The 17,343-nt window shown below is 26.9% G+C and carries 22 protein-coding genes; 14 read left to right on the top strand and 8 right to left on the bottom strand.

Features of this window, described 5'->3' with window-relative positions:
- Positions 1-181: 181 nt before the first annotated feature.
- From splB to JJC01_18610, 4 genes are all read left to right on the top strand, one after another.
- Positions 182-1,204: a spore photoproduct lyase gene (gene splB / locus JJC01_18625; GenBank protein UDN58145.1), complete on the top strand. Its 1,023-nt coding sequence runs from the start codon at positions 182-184 to the stop codon at positions 1,202-1,204.
- Between the two features lie 312 nt (positions 1,205-1,516).
- Entirely contained in the window at positions 1,517-2,428 is a 912-nt protein-coding gene (locus JJC01_18620) for an AraC family transcriptional regulator (protein UDN58144.1), read from the top strand.
- Between the two features lie 14 nt (positions 2,429-2,442).
- Positions 2,443-2,859, top strand: a complete 417-nt coding sequence (locus JJC01_18615) for a DUF3788 domain-containing protein (protein UDN58143.1) — start codon at positions 2,443-2,445, stop codon at positions 2,857-2,859.
- A gap of 389 nt (positions 2,860-3,248) precedes the next feature.
- Positions 3,249-3,605: a hypothetical protein gene (locus JJC01_18610; protein UDN58142.1), complete on the top strand. Its 357-nt coding sequence runs from the start codon at positions 3,249-3,251 to the stop codon at positions 3,603-3,605.
- A 432-nt stretch (positions 3,606-4,037) separates the two neighbouring features.
- Here JJC01_18610 and JJC01_18605 read toward each other — a convergent pair whose 3' ends face one another.
- The 3 genes from JJC01_18605 to JJC01_18595 all read right to left on the bottom strand — a co-directional run bounded on the left by JJC01_18605 (position 4,038) and on the right by JJC01_18595 (position 6,160).
- Complete coding sequence (locus JJC01_18605) at positions 4,038-4,265, bottom strand: hypothetical protein (protein UDN58141.1); 228 nt, start codon at positions 4,263-4,265, stop codon at positions 4,038-4,040.
- A gap of 367 nt (positions 4,266-4,632) precedes the next feature.
- Positions 4,633-5,613 (bottom strand): CPBP family intramembrane metalloprotease, encoded by a 981-nt coding sequence (locus JJC01_18600; protein ID UDN58140.1) that lies wholly within the window; start codon positions 5,611-5,613, stop codon positions 4,633-4,635.
- A 154-nt stretch (positions 5,614-5,767) separates the two neighbouring features.
- A complete protein-coding gene (locus JJC01_18595; protein UDN58139.1) occupies positions 5,768-6,160 on the bottom strand; it encodes a helix-turn-helix transcriptional regulator in 393 nt (130 codons plus the stop codon).
- Positions 6,161-6,301: 141 nt separating this feature from the next.
- Between JJC01_18595 and JJC01_18590 the strand changes: the two genes are divergently transcribed.
- Positions 6,302-6,697 (top strand): pyridoxamine 5'-phosphate oxidase family protein, encoded by a 396-nt coding sequence (locus tag JJC01_18590; protein UDN58138.1) that lies wholly within the window; start codon positions 6,302-6,304, stop codon positions 6,695-6,697.
- A 405-nt stretch (positions 6,698-7,102) separates the two neighbouring features.
- Positions 7,103-7,309, top strand: a complete 207-nt coding sequence (locus JJC01_18585; GenBank protein ID UDN58137.1) for a hypothetical protein — start codon at positions 7,103-7,105, stop codon at positions 7,307-7,309.
- Positions 7,310-7,378: 69 nt separating this feature from the next.
- Here JJC01_18585 and JJC01_18580 read toward each other — a convergent pair whose 3' ends face one another.
- The 5 genes from JJC01_18580 to JJC01_18560 form a co-directional block, all read right to left on the bottom strand.
- Complete coding sequence (locus JJC01_18580; protein ID UDN58136.1) at positions 7,379-8,749, bottom strand: MATE family efflux transporter; 1,371 nt, start codon at positions 8,747-8,749, stop codon at positions 7,379-7,381.
- A 367-nt stretch (positions 8,750-9,116) separates the two neighbouring features.
- Positions 9,117-9,326: a helix-turn-helix transcriptional regulator gene (locus JJC01_18575; protein UDN58135.1), complete on the bottom strand. Its 210-nt coding sequence runs from the start codon at positions 9,324-9,326 to the stop codon at positions 9,117-9,119.
- 5 nt (positions 9,327-9,331) lie between these two features.
- Positions 9,332-9,643 (bottom strand): hypothetical protein, encoded by a 312-nt coding sequence (locus JJC01_18570; protein UDN58134.1) that lies wholly within the window; start codon positions 9,641-9,643, stop codon positions 9,332-9,334.
- A gap of 213 nt (positions 9,644-9,856) precedes the next feature.
- Entirely contained in the window at positions 9,857-10,036 is a 180-nt protein-coding gene (locus tag JJC01_18565; GenBank protein ID UDN58133.1) for a hypothetical protein, read from the bottom strand.
- A gap of 55 nt (positions 10,037-10,091) precedes the next feature.
- On the bottom strand, positions 10,092-10,268 hold the full coding sequence (locus tag JJC01_18560) for a hypothetical protein (protein ID UDN58132.1): 177 nt from the start codon (positions 10,266-10,268) through the stop codon (positions 10,092-10,094).
- 327 nt (positions 10,269-10,595) lie between these two features.
- On the opposite strand from JJC01_18560, the gene JJC01_18555 reads away from it, so the two are divergent.
- From JJC01_18555 to bioB, 8 genes are all read left to right on the top strand, one after another.
- A complete protein-coding gene (locus tag JJC01_18555; protein ID UDN58131.1) occupies positions 10,596-11,030 on the top strand; it encodes a helix-turn-helix transcriptional regulator in 435 nt (144 codons plus the stop codon).
- Between the two features lie 224 nt (positions 11,031-11,254).
- On the top strand, positions 11,255-12,349 hold the full coding sequence (locus JJC01_18550) for a helix-turn-helix transcriptional regulator (protein ID UDN58130.1): 1,095 nt from the start codon (positions 11,255-11,257) through the stop codon (positions 12,347-12,349).
- Between the two features lie 4 nt (positions 12,350-12,353).
- A complete protein-coding gene (locus JJC01_18545) occupies positions 12,354-12,554 on the top strand; it encodes a PLDc_N domain-containing protein (protein ID UDN58129.1) in 201 nt (66 codons plus the stop codon).
- Positions 12,554-13,471, top strand: coding sequence for an ABC transporter ATP-binding protein (locus JJC01_18540; protein ID UDN58128.1), 918 nt, complete (start codon positions 12,554-12,556; stop codon positions 13,469-13,471). The genes JJC01_18545 and JJC01_18540 overlap by 1 nt, the downstream gene beginning before the upstream one ends.
- Positions 13,468-14,226 carry an ABC transporter permease gene (locus JJC01_18535; protein UDN58127.1) on the top strand — a complete coding sequence of 253 codons (759 nt, stop codon included), beginning with the start codon at positions 13,468-13,470 and terminating at the stop codon, positions 14,224-14,226. The genes JJC01_18540 and JJC01_18535 overlap by 4 nt, the downstream gene beginning before the upstream one ends.
- Before the next feature lie 404 nt (positions 14,227-14,630).
- A complete protein-coding gene (locus JJC01_18530; GenBank protein UDN58126.1) occupies positions 14,631-15,704 on the top strand; it encodes a DUF362 domain-containing protein in 1,074 nt (357 codons plus the stop codon).
- Between the two features lie 69 nt (positions 15,705-15,773).
- Positions 15,774-16,037, top strand: coding sequence for a hypothetical protein (locus JJC01_18525; GenBank protein ID UDN58125.1), 264 nt, complete (start codon positions 15,774-15,776; stop codon positions 16,035-16,037).
- 207 nt (positions 16,038-16,244) lie between these two features.
- On the top strand, positions 16,245-17,222 hold the full coding sequence (gene bioB, locus JJC01_18520; protein UDN58124.1) for a biotin synthase BioB: 978 nt from the start codon (positions 16,245-16,247) through the stop codon (positions 17,220-17,222).
- The last annotated feature ends 121 nt before the right edge of the window (positions 17,223-17,343 follow it).

Raw genomic sequence — 17,343 nt, 5'->3', positions numbered from 1 at the left:
AATTGGTTGTGTTAGTTGTTATAAGTAAATAAACTTGTAATTAGTTAATGCAAAAAAATAAATTTATCTCAAATGTTTATTTTACTTTCTGATAAATAAAGAAACTTAAAAAGGGGAAGATTAACTAAGTAATATTTTATAAAAATCTTCATTTTAAAAACTTTAAGTAGAGGTGAAATAAATGTTTAATCCTAAAAGAATAATATTTGAAAAGGGTAGCTTAGATACTGATATTGGGAAAAACATATATGATAAATTTAAGGATAAAAAAGATGTAGAAATAATTAAGATATCATCAAATAGGGTTAAGGAACATATCCCAGGAGAAAATCTATATGAACAATATAGAAATGGAAAACAAACAATGGTAGTTAGCACTAGGAAAAGCTTAAAATTTCAAACATGTAAACCTTCTGCTAATTATCAACTACCACTTGTCAGTGGATGTATGGGAAGATGTGAATATTGTTATTTAAACACACAACTAGGTGATAAACCCTTTATAAGGGTGTTTGTAAATATAGATGAGATACTTGAACAAACAAAGAAGTATATTGAAGATAGAAAACCACAGGTAACCATATTTGAAGGAGCAGCTACATCAGACCCTGTTCCAGTAGAGCCATATACTAATTCATTGAAAAAGACAATAGAGTTTTTTGGAAAAGAAGAAAAGGGAAGATTTAGATTTGTTACTAAATACAGTGATGTAGATAGCTTGTTGGATGCTGAGCATAATAACCATACAGAGATAAGATTTAGCATAAATACACCTAGAATTATAGATGGACATGAGCATTATACAGCTTCTGCAAAGAAAAGAATAGAATCAGCTGTAAAGCTTGCAAAAGTTGGATATCAGATTGGATTTATAATAGCTCCTGTGTTTTTATATGAAGGTTGGGAAGAGGAGTATAGAAGTCTGATTAGAAGTATAAAAGAAGCTCTTCCAAAAGATTTTGATAGAAAAATTATATTTGAAGTTATATCTCATAGATATACAACTAAAGCTAAAAATAGAATATTAGAAATTTATCCAGACACATTATTGCCAATGGAAAATGATGATAGAAAGTTTAAATATGGTCAATTTGGATATGGAAAATATGTATATACTAAAGAGCAGTTGGATGATATGAAGGAATTTTTTAGTAAAGAAATAAATACAGTGTTTAAAAACAATTTAATAAAATATATAATATAGCAAATCTTCAAATAAGATTTGCTATATTTTATTTTTACTGCAATACTTTATGTTTACAATAAAATATTGTAATTGTCATATAGCCTATTATTAATATTACAATATTTAACATAGAGTAGAGAACTAATAACCACTTATGATATTACTTAGAAGTGGGAGAATACTTGTCTAAAGACAAGTTAAATAAGTTTAAATAATCTTGTTGGTAAGTATTGTAAAGATTAAAAAAGGCACTGTATATCAAGAAGAATTTTTATGATTTTGATAATATAAATATAGAAGCTTAAGATAACTATAAGGAGGAATTATAATATGCATGCATGGGAATCCATTCAAACTACACTAGACTTGATAGAAGAAAGGTTATCAGAAGAAATATCTATTGATGATTTAGCAAATGCAGCTAATTTATCACCATTTTATTATCAACGATTATTTAAAAGGTTAGTTAATAAGACCGTAATGGAATATATAAAGCTTCGTCGCCTTGCAAAAGCTTCAGAATACTTAGCAGAAAATAAAAATCGTATACTTGATGTAGCTTTAAATTTTGGATTTGATAGCCATGAGACATTTACACGTGCTTTTAAAAAAGCATATGGATTAACTCCAGAGGAATATAGAGCAAATCCAGTAAAACTTAATCAATTTGTTAAGCCAGAATTAATTTTAAATTATGTTATGGTTGATGAAGGTGTGCCACTGATTGCCGATGATATAGTGATTGAAGTAACTCGCAGAAGATTGAGTAACTCAAGGACTTTTATTGGAATAGAAAAAGAAATACCTATTTGCCAGTTGATGGGTGGTGAGACAACTGGCATAGCGATAGCAAAGGAATTATGGATGAAACTTGGAAGTCAAAAACACAATATACCAAATAAAATCCCAGGTGGAAATGAATTTGCTGCTCTTTATATGGGAAGTGCAAAAGAAGGTAATTGTATGTATATGGCAGGTATAGAAGTGGAGCCAGGTACATTGGTGGAAGGATATAGTATTTTTGAGTTACCTGCTAAAGAATATTTAGTGTGTGGATTTGAAGCAGAAAATTTTAATGAGTTAGTTGATTCAGCTGTTTTTAAAGCGGATAAGTTTATGGAAAGATGGATGAAGAATCATAATTTAATAGCCACTGATTTTGCGATTGAAATGTATTATCCTACTACACCTGAAGTGGCATATATGGAACATTGGACTATTCCAGTGTCTATTGAACAATAGAAAGGGTGATGAATATGGATTGGCAAGATATGTTTTTTCAAGATAATAAACCAACCTTTGAACAAATCAAAGAATTTATTAATAGTCCATTGTGGGACAAGCTAAATAGTATATTAAGTTCAACATATAGTGTGGAACCAAAACTCGAGTATAGCAAATGTTCAATGCAAAGAGGTTGGAATGTAAAATACAAAAAAAGAGGAAAGTCATTATGTACCTTATATCCTCAAGAAGGTTCCTTCAAAGCTTTAGTCATTGTAAATGAAAGTAATAGAGTTGAGGTTGACTTATTTATTAATACTTGTTGTGATTATATAAAGCAATTGTATAATGAGATAAAATTCTTTAATGGAAGTAAGTGGTTAATGATTCAAATAGATAGTATGTCAGCATTAAATGACACACTTGAGCTTATTAAATTTAGAGTTTAATATATAAAACAGGGTGACTTATATACTCATCCTGTTTTTATATATTAACTTTTAAAAAATATTTAAAATATAATATGGTAGATACACCATTTCAAATTCTTAATTATTTTTCTAAGCAATATAGTTTTAATTTTATCATCTATTAATTGTAATATTGAAATTATTTAGTTTTTTATAAAATTATAATTTAAACTAAAAATTTTTGTAAACATACTATAAATGGCTCAATCAATATAAAAGTAATTTAGAACTTGAAAACATTAAATTAGCAGCTTTGATAACTAAGATATATGAAGAAAAGAATGGTTTTTTTTGACTCTTTAAGGATGACTATGCAGTTAAACTGAGAGTATAAACTTAATGTCAATCACAAGAGAGTGTACAGACTAATGAGAGGCGTAGGTTTAAGGTCTGTTTGTAGAAAAAAGAAATTCAGTTATGTTAAATGTAAATCAGAAGTAATCGCTGGAAATGTATTAAGTAGAAAATTTAGTGCAGATAAAACCTATCAAAAATGGTTAACAGATGTAACTGAATTTAAATTAACCAATGGGACGAAGGCCTATTTAAGTGCAATTCTAGATTTAGGCGATAGAAGTATAATTTCATATGTTATTGGAAAATCAAATAACAATAACTTGGTGTTCGAAACTTTTGATAAAGCAATAGAACTATATCCAAATGCAAAACCTATTTTTATATGGTTTAACTGTATAAAACAGTGGGTACAGTTCACGAAAGAGTAGCTTTAGTTTTGAACTAAAAGTTAAGTTCAAAAAAAATAATCAATAATTTCTGGACTATACTCTACAGCGATAAAGTATAGTCCTTCTTGCTTTTCATTACACCACAAAATGTGGATTTGATACAAATTTATATCTTTTTATTAATTCTTAGTATGTTTTTTTAAATGAATTAGTTTTTTAAGCATTGATATTGAATTTCCTTCATTGGTTGTTATATTAGATTTCTTGATTTTATTGTTATCTCCTATACTTATACTATTATCATATAGCTTAACTTGAATATATTGAATTATATTTTCTGGCTCTTTTCCATTTGTTTCTGATATATCAATATCGAGGTCATATAAATTTCCAAATTTTTTTTCAATAAGTAATAGTATATCTAAAATATTTACTTTTACTTTTGATATTATATCATTAACATCAGTTAAATCAATATTTACTGTAGCCTTTATATGTGTACCAGGTTTTTGTAATAAGTGATAATGTTCTGTATTTAGGAAGGCTATCGTCTTTATTGTATCCAGATAATTCTTTTGTTGCCCAGTTGATTGAGATTTCATCATTTGAGCAATGTAAAATAACGACTAGATTTTGAAGAACTACTTCTATATCCATATTTAAATTTATGAAGTCCTTTATTAGATTGATTTTTGCCAATTTAACTGTTCTATATAAATTAAACTAAGAAATTATTTTACTTAAAATAAAGTAAGATATGTATTATTTTTATTATACCATAAAACATAAAATGGATATTTTTAGATTGATATAAATATATAATAATCTGTTTTAGATAAGAATGAACTAAAAATTAAATGTAGAAATATTATTTTAAAAACCACTTTTTTACATCTAATGAAAAGTGGTTTTTAAAATGAGTAAATTATTAAAATTTACATAAAAAGTAATTTTATTTTACTTAATACCATAAGGACTATTCTTCTATATATTAAAACAGGTATTTTATCAATATTATGGACAAATATAAAAAGCCTCTATGTCTAGAGATTTATGTATTTATAGACTAGTTAGAACTTTCATCATAGTTATTAGTTTTGTACTCTCTAGTAAATAAGAATGGTAAAAACAATATAGCATCAACTAGAATACTCCATAATAGTGATTCTAATGTAAATATAGACTCAATACTTCCTCCAAGTATAATAGAAACAGTGTTATTTACTAAGTGGATTAATATTGGCGCCCAAAGGTTTTTGGTCTTAATATAGGTATATCCTAAAAATATTCCTATAAAGGTACAATATGCTATCTGAGAAATAACACAATAAAATGGGGTTTCGGGACTGTACAAAGTGACACAAAGAGGCAAATGCCAAATTCCCCATATAAAACCTAAAATTAATACACCAAATTTTTTGCCATAAATCTTTTGTAGTCTAGGTTGAAGAAAGTATCTCCATCCAAATTCTTCTCCAAAAAATAAATTAAAACCAAAACATAAATTTATAATTATATTTATAAATACTGTGACAAATTTATTTACAACATTAATTGATAAACTTTCTTTATCAATAATATTTCTAACTATAATTAATATCAAGAATATTAATAGAATGCCTAAAACTTTTTTGAAATTTTTACTTAAAGATAAATTTAAAACTTCAAATTGAAATTCATTGTAAAGAACAACCGCTAAAAGATAAAAAGATGTTAATGTATCTATTGTTGAAGAAATAATACTACTATGGATTAAAAATGTTTCAGCTATAGATATTACTATTCTCACAATTGTAGTTATAGCAAAAAACTTTAAAAATTTATCCACTGTTGAATCAAACTTGTAATTAGAAACTTTTTTTAGGACAACAATTGCTGAAAATGCAGGAATATACATAAATAATACAGAGAAGCTTGATATAAGTTCACTATTATTTGGTTTTGATATTGACCAAAATAAAAATATTGATGTAAAAGCAATCAGTAAAAAATTTATTAATAAGAAATAGTTTATTTCTTTTTTTATTATCTTGATATTATTTGACATATTAATTCCCCTTATCTTAAATTTTAAAATTATATATAATAACAAATTTTATATAGAAATAAATATATGTAGCAAATATTGAAAACTAACAAAAATATTTTTATATATTATTAAAGAACTAAAAAAAAGTTTGTAATGATTGTATATTATATGATTAAGTTATTTTTCTGCATTCTTTACAATTAAGTCCGCATGTGTTTTTCTCCTGCATATTAATAGCGCCCCAATTAGCAAACTGTCGCAAAATAGGTACAATACTTTTACCTTTATCTGTTAATGTATATTCAACTTTTGGAGGAATTTCATTGTATTGTTTACGATGAACAATACCATCAGACTCTAAATCTTTTAATGATTGAGCTAGCATAGTATTTGTAATTCCATCTAATTTTCTTTTTATACTACTATACCTAATTGGATTATCAACTGCTAACATACATATAATAGGCAATTTCCACTTTCCACCAACAATATCTAATGCGTAACGTATAGGGCAAGTTAATCCTTCAGCATTTTCAGTTATATTATTTTTATTATCCAAACTCATTTTAATTCACTCCTCAATTCCAATAGTATCTTTTTTATACTTTATCAGAAAAAACTGCATACTTGTTTTTTTCTTATTTTATATTAAAATTATATCAAAGGATAATCCTTAATACAAGTATTTAAAAGGGGTGTAGTAATTATGAAAGTATTAGAATTTTTGAACAAAGCAGGAGTTTATTATTTAGCAACAGTTGATGAGAACAATCAAGCACATGTGCGTCCTCTAGGATTTGTTATGGAATATGATGGCAAACTTACATTTTGCACATCTAATCAAAAAGATATGTTTAAGCAACTTATTTTTAATCCAAAGGTTGAACTTTGCTGTATAGACCAAAAACTTAATACTCTACGTATTTTGGGTGAAGCAGTATTTGTTACATCAAAAGAAACACAAGCTAAGGCACTTGAAATAATGCCAAGTTTAGGTCAGATGTACTCTGTAGGAGACGGTAAGTTTGAAATATTCTCTATTGATAAGGCAAAAGTTAGTTGTTATTCAATGAGTGGTAAAAAGATTGATGTAGAGCTTTAATTATAATAGAATCGACATTCATATTGAAAATAAAGAAAACGATATTACTGAAATGTCGATAAATTTAACTTAAATTCAATAAAAAAGATTTTTAAATAGTGAATGTATAAAAATATTTAGTTATTAGAGTTGTATTTCAACAATGACATATTGTCTTGAATAATTACATAATAAAAATAAGAACAATTAAAATTTGTTTTCTGATGAAGTAAACTTTCTTTAAAAAAATATTTTAACTACGAGTGACTTTTCTTAAATATGAAGAAAATATGATAATTATAAAAAATTGCTACTTATTATTTGTATATTTTTTCATATAAATAATAAGTAGCATAACTTTATAAATTAATAGTGATAGAATATAAACTAATAGATAAGATATAATTTTAAAAGGAGTGATATAAAATGAGCAAATATAGTTCTTTATGGGAATATGTCAAGAAAAATGGTAATCAATCATTTAAATTAACTTTTGAAGAAATAAAAGATATTGCAGGAATAGAGATAGACCATTCGTTTTTAAAATATAAAAAAGAATTAAATGAATATGGATATCAAGTAGGAAAAATCTCTTTAAAAGAGAAGTCTGTTATTTTTAATAAAATTGATTAATATATTAATAATTACATATAATAAAATAATTTGTATTGACTAACATTAAAATTAAAAATAAAGTAAATCTTATATAAGACTTACTTTATTTTTAGTTGATGCCTTTTTAAGTTTTATACTATAGGGTATATATAAAACTGCACCTATTAAAAATGTTATAATTTCTGTTACTGTCATAGACCATATTAGCCCATCAAGTCCATAAAAATAATTAAGCAATATTACTATAGGTATATACAATCCACCTTGGCTTATAGACATTATACCTGTTTCAATGCCTTTTCCTGATGCTTGATATATTGTCATAAATAAAGATGTAACTCCATTGAATAAGGCAGATACTAACATAGCTACCAATACATACGTTCCTATTTCAATAACTGACGTATCAACTGAGAATGTTTGTATTACTTGGGTTCTAAATATATAAACAACTCCTGAAAATACAACTGCGATTACAAATATGAATAAAGCAGAATACTTTATACTTTCCTTTAAACGAGGTATATTCTTATTAGAAAAATTATATGCTATAAGTGGCATTACACCTAAAACAATACCCATAACAAAGAATTCTGGAATTTGAGCAATTCTAAGTGCTATACCAAAACTAGCAACTATGTTATTTCCATATTGCATAGAGTAGTTATTGGATAATAATGTAGTCACAATTAAGAAAGAGCATTGGATTAATTGGGATACACCAACTTTATATATTTCAACTTGACTGTTTATGCTGATTTTTATGTAATGTAAAAACCCTCTAAGGTTCTCGCTTTTAACATTTAAATACCAAACATAATAAGCACTAGATGCAATGTTAGAAAGTATCATTGATAATGCAGCACCATACACATGCATATTAAGAACTAGTATAAATAAAACATCTAATATGATACTAACTATTACACTTACAAACATACCATACATAGATTCTTTTGATGCACCTTCAGACCTTACAATTTGTTCAAGAGAGAAGTTCAATATAATAGAAAATCCGCCAACAAATAGTGTAATTGCATATTGTTTTGTATATTCAAATGTAGTCATATCGGAACCTAATAATCTAATAATAGGATTCATTAGTAAGTAGCCAATTAGACCTATCAATAGACCTGTTATAATACTTGCATAAAAAGTATATCCAGCAATTTTCTTGGCTTCATCACTATTATTTTGTGCAATTAGCCTAGTTATGAATGTACTACCACCAACGCCAAACATATTTCCAAAAGCCATTAGAATTGTAAATATAGGGAGTCCCAATGTTATTGCACTAAGCATAGCTGTGTCATGAACTAAACCTATAAAGTAGGCATTAATTACATTATAGATAGTTCCAGCTGACATTCCTATCATCATAGGAATAGATAAATAAAGAATAGTTTTTTTTATTGGTTCTTCTTTTAAATATTTAATGTTTGATTTTTCATTTTCCATGTTATCCTCCTAAATAATATGATTTATAATGATAAGGCACCTTACGAAATATATTATACAGGTACCTTAATAATTTTGCAACATATTTATTAAGGTACCTGTATATTTATTTTATATTTAGACAACATATGGATTTAAAAATGAGGTTTTTGAAAATAGGAGTTATTTTAATGAATATGGAATGTAGGGTATTAAAGAGATGTATAAGACTTTAAAATAAATAAAAGAGTAAAGTGATAAGATAATAAATATCTAACCATTTACTCTTTTTGTTTTATTTATTTACCTCTTTTTATTTTGAGTTTTAGAAGTGAATAAAATATACAATAACTATGGTTTCTTTTATATTTTATGACTACAATACATTTTATTCAAAGTAAAATAAATCTTCAAATTTTTTATCTAGAGCTATACATAAAATAAGTGCTAATTTTGCTGTTGGATTAAACTGACCTGTTTCTATTGAACTAATAGTGTTTCTTGACACGCCGACCATTTCAGCTAGCTGACTTTGAGATAATTTTTTCTCTGTTCTTGCTATTTTTAAGTGATTTTTTAATATTAATTCTTCATTCATATTGCTTACCTTAATGATGATAAAACAAAATTAGCTAATGAGAATATAGTTGTAATTAAGAAACCAATAGCCAAAATTAAATTCTTTTTTTCATGTGTGAATTGGTATTTTGCTATATTTTCAGCAAGGCCAAATGTCCAAAATAAAGCAGATACTGCATCACTCTTTTGTCCAATAAAGGCGTTAAATATTACAATGAAAGCGAAGACACATATGAAAATTGAATATCCTATTTTTCTGCCTTTATTTTCAATATACTCTAATCCTTCGTCTTTAGTAGATTGACGACTCTTACTTAAAATTTCTTCTTTATTCATGTAAGATACCTCCTATTTGGATGCCAAGTTTACTTGGTACTTTTATTATACTTATGACAAGTTTACTTGTCAAGAACTTTGACAATAAAACTTGAAATGAGTATAATAAAAATCAATAAAAAAAGACAAACTTAATTAAATTAAGAATGTCTTTTTTATTGAAATACTATAATAATATTCTATTGAACTAATAACAAAACTTCAATTTAGAATCTAACATACAGTCTTTATTATCTTATCAGGGACACCTGCAACCACAGTATTTGGAGGTACATCCTTTGTGACTACTGCTCCTGCAGAAACAACAGTATTTTCACCTACTGTAATACCTGGCATAATCATTGCTCCTGCACTTAACCAAGCATTCCTCTTTATAACTATGGGTGTAGACACAGTGGAATGTCTTTCTGAGGGCTCTAAAGGAGGGTTTATTGTTATAAGATTTACCTTAAGGTCCAATCAGTACATCATCTGCAATCGTAATTCCACTTCTATCCATGAATGTACAAGCATGGTTAATAAATACATCCTTTCCAACTCTTATATTTTCTCCAAAATCTGTATAAAATGGTGGTATTAAATATAGGCTTTCATCAACATTAACACCTGTAAGTTTAGAAAACAATTCCCTTATTTCCTTTTTAGTATGATATGATTTATAAACTGTACAATATCTCTACATAAAACTCATTATGTTTTACTCAATTCTTAAATAGAGTATACTACTTGGAGTTAACTACAACACAAGCCTTTTTTATTATTTAAGAATAAATAATTAATTTTTATTAAAAAATCTATAATTAAATATTAATATTAGTATTGTTCATATAGAATGATTCATCATGTATGTAAATTAAAGTTTACATATTTCAAACTTTGCTTTGTAGAATCATTGAGTTTAATACTTTATAATTGAAATATAATTATTTTTACCTTGAAAGGAGTTTAATATATGAATTTAGGAGACAAGATTACAAAACTAAGAAAGAAATATAATTATTCTCAAGAATTGTTGGCTGAAAGACTAAATGTATCTAGACAAACTATTAGCAAGTGGGAATTAGGGCAAGCTAAGCCAGACTTAGAAAATATAAAAAATATATCAAAGCTATTTAATATTACTTATGATTACTTAATCGATGAAAGTAATTTATGTTCTAAAGATGTAACTGATAATATTAGTAAGGATGTTGACTGGACAAAAGCATGGAGCTCTAAGTATCCTATTTTAGAAACATATGTTGACATAGAAGGGATAGAAAAGTATCAAATAGCTATTGAAGAATTATATTCAAGATTTGAAAAGGAATACAGGATGAGCAATGAGAATAATGTACTCATATTAAAAGATATTTTATACAAGACGTTTAAAAAACATGATAAATAAAAAATATATTTGGATATATTCATATGTGGTTTTGTATAAAAATGTGGAAATGATTGGAATAAATAAAAAATTATATAAATTGAATTTAAAAATATATTTAAGCAGGTATCTAAGATACCTGCTTATTTGTTTCTCTATGGTTGATTTTTTCATCAAAAGTCAACTTCAAATCGCTTGTTAGGTTTATGTATTTAAGGATATAATTATACAAAGGAGGCGTTGATATGAATGAATTAAACATTGCAAAAACACTAATTTTAAAGCGTAAAGAAAAAGGAATTACACAAGATGAACTTGCAAATTATATAGGTATCTCTAAAGCTTCTGTGTCTAAATGGGAAACTGGGCAAAGTTATCCTGATATCACTTTTTTACCACAACTCGCGACATATTTCAACATTACAGTTGATGAATTAATTTGCTACGAACCACAAATGATTAAGGAAGATATTAATAAACTATATCAGCGATTGTGTAAAGATTTTACTGTTAAACCATTTGATGAAGTTATGGATGAAATAAGAGAAACCATAAAAAAATATTATTCATGCTTTCCTTTGATTTATCAGATGGGTATTTTGATAATTAATCATTATGACCTTGTAGATGAAGAAAAACGTGAACTATTAATTAGTGAAGCATTAGAAATTTTTATTCGAATACGAGAAACAAGTGATGATATAGAAATTTGTCGTCAGTCAAAAGGTATGGAGGCAACTTGTTATATCTTGTTAAATCAACCTATAGAAGTTATTGATTTATTTCAAGATAGCAATTTTCCCATGGTAAATGAAAGCATACTTCTTGCACAGGGACAAATGATGAATGGTCAAACTAATGAAGCTAATGAAACGTTACAGATTGGAGCATATCAGAATCTTACATTATTAGTTCAAGATTTAGTGGGACTTCTGCAAAACTCAGATAAATCACAAATTGAAGAAATAGAAAGACGTATTTTAATAATTTCAGATACATTTGACCTTAATGAATTATCTCCTGGTGTTATGTTTTCTGTATATTTGACTCAGATACAAATGAATTTAATACATGGAAATACTAAAGGAGCTATTAAGTCGTTACAAAGATATGTAGATTTGGCAATAAGTGATATATATCCAATTATGCTACATAGTGATGACTTTTTTAATCATATTGATTGCTGGATTTCTGAGATTGGAACAGGTATCACACGTGATGATACAATTGTAAAGGCAGGTATTGTTGCTGCTATTAAGAATAATCCTATGTTCTCTGTATTAAATGAGAACAAGGAATACAGATTTCTTATAGAAAAATTATCTTTATTGGAGGAATAAGATTATGGAAAATTTAATGGAATATCTACCACTTTTACTTCCTGTTATTATTTTAAATTTAATACTTGTAATTACTGCACTTATTCATATAATAAAACATCCAAATTATAAAATTGGTAATAAGGCAATATGGATTATTTTAGTGCTATTTATAAGTATAATAGGTCCAATTTTATATTTCACTATAGGAAGAGGTGATGAATGATGAATATTGTTTCAATAAATGGGTTATCAAAAAGTTTTGGTAATCGAAAGATAATAGATAAGCTAAATCTTACTGTACCAGAAGGGTCAGTATTTGGATTTGTAGGTAAGAATGGTGCAGGCAAGACTACAACAATGAAAATGGTGCTTGGGTTACTTGAAGCAGATAGTGGAACTATAAATGTTTTTGGTGAGAAGGTGACTTATGGAAGAACAAGTTCTAATCGCCATGTAGGTTATCTACCTGATGTTCCAGAGTTTTATAACTATATGAGACCACTTGAATATCTTTCTCTTTGTGGAGAAATCACAGGGCTTTCAAAACAAGAAATAAAGTTAAGAAGTGAAGAGTTGTTGACACTTGTGGGACTTGGAAATGAAAAGAAACGAATAGGTGGATTTTCTCGTGGAATGAAGCAACGTCTTGGGATAGCTCAAGCATTGCTTTCACGTCCTAAATTACTTATTTGTGATGAACCAACAAGTGCACTTGACCCTGTTGGTAGAAAAGAAATATTAGATATTATGGTTAAAATCAAAGACTCAACAACCGTAATATTTTCAACACATATACTGTCAGATGTTGAAAGAATTTGTGACCATGTTGCTATATTAAATAACGGAAGCATCGCTCTGAGTGGTACACTTTCAGAAATAAAAAGTATGCACGGAAAAGATAGACTTTTATTGGAGTTTTCAAGTAATGATGAAATACAAGCATTTAAGTCTAGTAGTAGTATTAAATCCTTACTTAAAGATTCAGAAGAGACTAATATGGAAATTATTTTCCATGGTAAAGATATAAAATCAATACAACAAACAGTTATATCTACACTTGCAGAAATGAATCTTTGTCCAAGAAAGATGGAATTAATAGAATTGTCACTTGAAAATTTATTTTTGGAGGTAGTAAAGTGAGAGAATACATAGCATTTACAAAAAAAGAATTTGTAGAGAACGTAAGAAATTATAAATTATTTAGTCTAATTATTTTATTTTTGATATTTGGAATAATGAGTCCTCTTTCTGCTAAATTTATGCCAGACTTGATTGCTCATTTTGCCCCAACTTTAAAAGTTACTGCTCTACCAACTGCTTTAGATTCTTGGACACAGTTTTCTGGCAATATTTCTGGTCTTGGAATGAGTTTAACTCTAATTATTTTTTGTAATATTTTATCAAACGAATATTCTAAAGGGACACTTGTCATTATGTTGACTAAAGGATTGTCACGTTCGTCTGTAGTATTGTCTAAATTTTCTATTGCAGTAATTATTATGACCATTGGTTTCTGGTTGAGCTTTTTATGTACTTATGGTTATACAATGTATTTTTGGCCAACTGCAAATCTTAATCATGTTGTATTTTCAGCATTTAACTTATGGATAATTGGTATTATGTATATTACTATATTAATTCTTGGATGTGTACTATTTAGACCAGCATTTGCAAGTGTATTACTTGTATTAGTAGTAACTCTTGTTTTGAGTTTAATTTCTATTCCTGAACAGATTGCACCTTATACACCTAATTTCATAGTATCAAAAAATATAGATTTGATTTCAGGTAAAGTGACAGCTCCAGAATTTATTATTCCAATCATTGTAACAATTATTATTTCAATAGTGTGTCTGTTATCAGCTGTTATTTTATTTAATAAAAAACCAGTTTAATGATATCTTTATTATAATTGTAAATATCACTGTATTGTGTAAAAATATGCTTAGTAATATATAAGAATATATCTAAGTAAAAAAGACTTGAACTTAAGTTTCAAGTCTTTTTTTTGTTTTAGTCGTACTCATTATATTTTATAATAATTAAATTATTACCTTAAGGAACTGTTTAAAAATAAAAAAGGAGATAGATTATAATATAGTGATTATAGGTTATTTAAGATATGCTATAGTATATAGAGCCTAAACTAGTAAAGAATTAAAAAAATGTAGTAAGGAGTTAAAATAATATTGTTTTTATTAAATAAAGATAAGAATCTTTAATTGTGGTAAAATATACTAAAAAATTACTTTAAAAGTGATAAAATTAATTCAAGTAAATATTTTAAAGGGGTGTAGATATGGAAAAGTCAAAAGTATATTTTTGTGACTTATACTCAAATTCGCAAAATAAAAATGTGCCAAACAATGTAAGAAGATTATTTGATACAGCAGGATTCAAAGATTTAATAGAAAAGAATGACCAAGTAGCAATCAAACTTCACTTTGGAGAAAAAGGAAATACTACATATATGAGTCCTGTAGCAGTTAGACAAGTGGTTGATAAGATTAAAGATTGTGAAGGAAAGCCATTTTTAACAGATACAAATACATTATATACAGGGAGTAGAACAAATTCTGTAGACCATCTTACAACAGCTATAGAAAATGGTTTTGCCTATGCAGTGGTAAATGCACCAGTAATAATTGCAGATGGATTGTACAGTAGAAATTATGAAAATGTACAAATAGATAAAAAACATTTTGAAAGTGTGAAAATAGGTGGCGAAATTTATAATTCTTCTGCAATGATAGTAATGAGTCATTTTAAAGGTCATGAAGCAGCAGGTTTTGGAGGAGCATTAAAAAATTTAGCTATGGGGTGTGCAAGTGCAGCAGGAAAGCAAATGCAACATTCTGATGTTACACCAGTAGTAAAAGAGAAGAAGTGTGTAGGATGTGGAAAATGTGTTAATTCTTGTCCTACAAAAGCTATAAGTATAGTAGATAAGAAGGCGATTATAGATTCTGATGTGTGTTATGGATGTGGAGAATGTCCAACTGTCTGTCCAACTAGAGCAGTAACTATACAATGGGAAAGTGACTCAGATGTATTTGTTGAAAAGATGGCAGAATACGCTTATGGAGCAGTATCAAACAAAAAAGATAAGGTAGGATATATAACTTTTGTTATGAATGTGACTCCACTTTGTGATTGTGTGCCTTGGTCAGGTAGACCGATTGCACATGATATAGGAATATTAGCATCAACAGACCCAGTAGCAATTGAACAAGCATGCTATGATTTGGTTTGTAAGGAAATGGGTCATGATGTGTTTAAACATGAGCATCCTCATGTAAATGGAACTAGAATAATAGACTATGCGTGTGAAATGGGAATGGGAAATAAAGAATATGAATTAATAAAATTATAAGAATAGTAGGACTTAAATGCATATAATTATTGTAAGAGAAATTTAAAAGTATCAAAGGAGTATGCATTTATGAAAATTTACTATGAGAAAGAAAATAGCAAGAAAGCTAATGTAAACAATATTCCAAGTGTATTTGCATTTAATTTTCTAAGAAACTTTTTAACTAGCAAAGAGTATGAGGAAACTAGAAAAGAATATTTTATAAATAATCTAACAAAAAGTCAGGTTAATCAAGCTATGAAGGATTTAAAATGGCTATTTAGAGAGTATGAAGGATTAGAGGTTGTTACAATGGAAAGCTTGGATGGAGTTAAGACAAGAATAGTTTTATAAATTAATAAGAATGATTCTTTAATAAAAAATACTGTTTTAATAATGATACGTATAAGATATTATACAAATACTATTTTAGAACAGTATTTTTTTTTATAATAGTAAACCTATATATAAAATAAAGTTGACCAATAAATGTTGTCTATGTAATACTATATATAATAAGTAAACTATATAAAAAATATAAGTTGACAAATAGGAGGATATATGGAAAAATACATAGTCAAATTAAAAAATAAAATATTGAGTGGAAAAGAAATAAATTATGAAGAAGCTCTTAATTTAATAAGTATTGATACTAATAACAAAAACAATTTTGATATCTTATTAAAATCTGCAAATGAAATAAGAGAATATTTTATGGGAAGAAAAGTAGATTTATGTACAATAATGAATGCTAAGTCTGGCAAATGTAGTGAAGACTGTAAATTTTGTGCACAATCATCTCATTATAAAACTGGGATAGAAGAATATTCATTACTAGATTATAATGAGATTTTAAAGAGAGCCAAAGAAATGGAAAGTAAAGGAGTACATAGATTCTCTTTAGTTACAAGTGGTAAAGGTATAACAGGAAAAGAGTTTAATGATATTTTAAATATCTATGAAGGATTAAGAGAAAATACTAATTTAAAATTATGTGCATCTCTAGGAATTATAGATTATGAGCAAGCTAAAAAGCTAAAACTAGTAGGTGTGACTACATATCATCATAATGTCGAGACATCTAAAGATAATTTTGATAATATATGTACAACACATACTTATCAAGACAGAATAAGAACAATTAAAGAAGCTAAAAGGGCTGGATTAGATGTATGTGTAGGTGGAATCATTGGGATGAATGAAAGTAAAGAACAAAGACTACAAATGGCTTTTGAAATACGAGAATTAAATACCAAATCAATTCCAATAAATATTTTAAACCCTATTAAGAATACTCCTATGGAAAATTATGATGTATTAGAGCCTATGGAAATATTAAAAACAACAGCAGTATTTAGATTTATAATTCCTAATGTATACATAAGATATGCTGGTGGAAGGCTATCTTTAAAAGGGTATGACAAAATTGGATTTAATGGTGGTGTAAATTCTGCAATTGTAGGTGATTATTTAACAACTGTAGGAAATGGAATTGAAAATGATAAAAAAATGATTATAGGACAAGGACTTGAACTTTAATAAAGATTACTTAAATTAATTAATGTACTTTTAAATAATTATAAAAGTATATTAATTTTTTTTTGTATATTAATATAAATATTAAATTTGAATTTATAAATTGCAATATTATGAAAAATAA

The sequence above is a fragment of the Clostridioides sp. ES-S-0010-02 genome (genome assembly GCA_020641055.1).
Lineage (GTDB): Bacteria > Bacillota > Clostridia > Peptostreptococcales > Peptostreptococcaceae > Clostridioides.
This window is presented reverse-complemented; position numbering and strand designations above follow the sequence as displayed.